Here is a 2,293-nt window from a genome sequence, read left to right on the forward strand (position 1 = left end):
GGTGGGGCCCTTCCGCGCCGCGAGCAGCGCCGCGACCCCCCACCACAGGCGCGACTTGTTCGCCGATCGGGACAACGCCATCAGCGCGTCGTCGACCTTCGTGGCGGGCAGGGCGGCACTGCGCCGCATGAGGGCGCGATCGGTGTGCCCGACCCGCCGGAAGGCCTGGATGAGCTGGTGTGTCAACGAGTCGCCTTCCCCGAGTCGTCAAGAGCAGTGCTCCAATCGTGCCTGAATCGGGGAGATTTCACCGTCTGTGCCATACCGGGGGCGTGTCGACGCCCGAACGGCGCACCGTCGGAGGGGGTGCAGCGCCTACTCTGGTGGGATGCAGCGGCGGATCTTTGGCATCGAGACCGAGTTCGGGGTCACGTGCACCTTCCACGGACAGCGCAGGCTCTCGCCCGACGAGGTGGCGCGCTACCTGTTCCGGCGAGTCGTGTCGTGGGGACGCTCCTCCAACGTGTTCCTGTCGAACGGCTCCCGGCTCTACCTCGACGTCGGCTCGCACCCCGAGTACGCGACGGCCGAGTGCGACGACCTGGTCCAGCTGGTCACGCACGACAAGGCCGGGGAGCGGATCCTCGAGGACCTGCTGGTCGACGCCGAACGGCGGCTCGCCGACGAGGGCATCGGCGGCGACATCTTCCTGTTCAAGAACAACACCGACTCCGCGGGCAACTCCTACGGCTGCCACGAGAACTACCTGGTGACCCGCGCGGGTGAGTTCTCCCGGATCGCGGACGTGCTCCTGCCGTTCCTGGTGACCCGGCAGCTCATCTGCGGTGCCGGCAAGGTGCTCCAGACCCCGCGCGGGGCGGTCTACTGCCTCTCCCAGCGTGCGGAACACATCTGGGAAGGCGTCTCGAGCGCGACCACCCGCTCGCGGCCGATCATCAACACCCGCGACGAGCCGCACGCCGACGCCGAGCGCTACCGGCGGCTGCACGTCATCGTGGGCGACTCGAACATGGCCGAGCCGACGACCATGCTCAAGGTCGGCTCGGCGAACCTGGTGCTGGAGATGATCGAGGCCGGCGTCCAGTTCCGCGACTTCACGCTGGACAACCCGATCCGGGCGATCCGCGAGATCAGCCACGACCTCACCGGCCGCCGCCAGGTGCGGCTGGCCGGCGGGCGCGAGGCGTCGGCTTTGGACATCCAGCGCGAGTACCACGCCCGCGCCGTCCAGCACCTCAAGGACAACGGCTCGACGCCGGCGAACGAGCGCGTCGTCGAGCTGTGGGGCCGCGCGCTGGACGCCGTCGAGCAGCAGGACTTCGGCAAGATCGACACCGAGATCGACTGGGCGATCAAGCACCGGCTGGTCGAGCGCTACCGGCACAAGCACGACCTGGACCTGTCCAGCCCGCGCATCGCGCAGCTCGACCTGGCCTACCACGACATCCGCCGCGGCCGGGGCATCTTCGACCTGCTGCAGCGCAAGGGCCTGGTCCGCCGGGTCACCGACGACGGCGAGATCGAGGCCGCCAAGGACACCCCGCCCCAGACGACCCGCGCGAAGCTGCGCGGCGACTTCATCGCCGCCGCGCAGGCCGCGGGCCGTGACTTCACGGTCGACTGGGTGCACCTGAAGCTGAACGACCAGGCCCAGCGCACGGTCCTGTGCAAGGACCCGTTCCGCTCGGTCGACGAGCGCGTGGAGCGCCTGATCAGCTCGCTCTAGTCCGGCTCGCCCGCCCGGTGTTCCCTACGAAAGTCGCCGGGCGGGTGCGGCAGGATCTCCCGCATGCGTGTCGTGCTGCTCGTGTGCGCCCTGCTGGTTTCGCTCGCGGCCCCGGCGTCGGCGGGTGAGCACCCGCCGGCGTGGGAGCTGAAGCCGACCGGCGTGACCGCCCAGTTCCGGGGCCTGTCCGCGGTCAGCGCGCGGGTCGCGTGGGTGAGCGGTACGCAGGGGACCGTCCTGCGCACCACCGACGGCGGGGCCACCTGGAAGTCCGTCGGGCCGCCCGGCACCGAGACGCTCCAGTTCCGCGACGTCGAGGCCTTCGATGCCGACCACGCCGTGGTCCTGTCGATCGGCCCCGGCACCGACTCGCGCGTCTACCGGACGGACGACGGCGGCGCGCACTGGCGCCAGACGTTCCAGAACACCGACGCGGCCGCGTTCTACGACTGCCTGGCGTTCTTCGACCCGTGGCGCGGCCTCGCGATGAGCGACCCGGTCGACGGCCGGTTCCGCGTGCAGGCCACCTTCGACGGCGGCCGCAGCTGGCGGCAGGTGCCCGACAGCGGCTTCCCGGCCGCGCTGCCGGGTGAGGCCGGGTTCGCC

General features: G+C 71.0%; 2 protein-coding genes and 1 pseudogene. 2 read left to right on the forward strand and 1 reads right to left on the reverse strand.

The features are described 5' to 3' along the window. Positions 1 to 186 (reverse strand): annotated as a pseudogene (locus tag G3I65_RS27515) (glycerophosphatase); the annotation flags it as partial. A gap of 142 nt (positions 187 to 328) precedes the next feature. Between G3I65_RS27515 and pafA the strand changes: the two are divergent. Both pafA and G3I65_RS27525 read left to right on the forward strand, forming a co-directional pair. Then, positions 329 to 1,687 carry a Pup--protein ligase gene (gene pafA / locus G3I65_RS27520; protein WP_125316382.1) on the forward strand — a complete coding sequence of 453 codons (1,359 nt, stop codon included), beginning with the start codon at positions 329 to 331 and terminating at the stop codon, positions 1,685 to 1,687. A 63-nt stretch (positions 1,688 to 1,750) separates the two neighbouring features. Further along, a partial coding sequence (locus G3I65_RS27525) for a WD40/YVTN/BNR-like repeat-containing protein (protein WP_375336724.1) occupies positions 1,751 to 2,293 on the forward strand: 543 nt, incomplete at its 3' end.

Source organism: Amycolatopsis sp. SID8362, from assembly GCF_010550475.1.
GTDB lineage: Bacteria > Actinomycetota > Actinomycetes > Mycobacteriales > Pseudonocardiaceae > Amycolatopsis > Amycolatopsis eburnea.

What these genes read in the sequence shown, in the direction of transcription:
- pafA (WP_125316382.1), top strand. Translation starts at nt 329, where the DNA reads ATGCAGCGGCGGATCTTTGGCATCGAGACCGAGTTCGGGGTCACGTGC.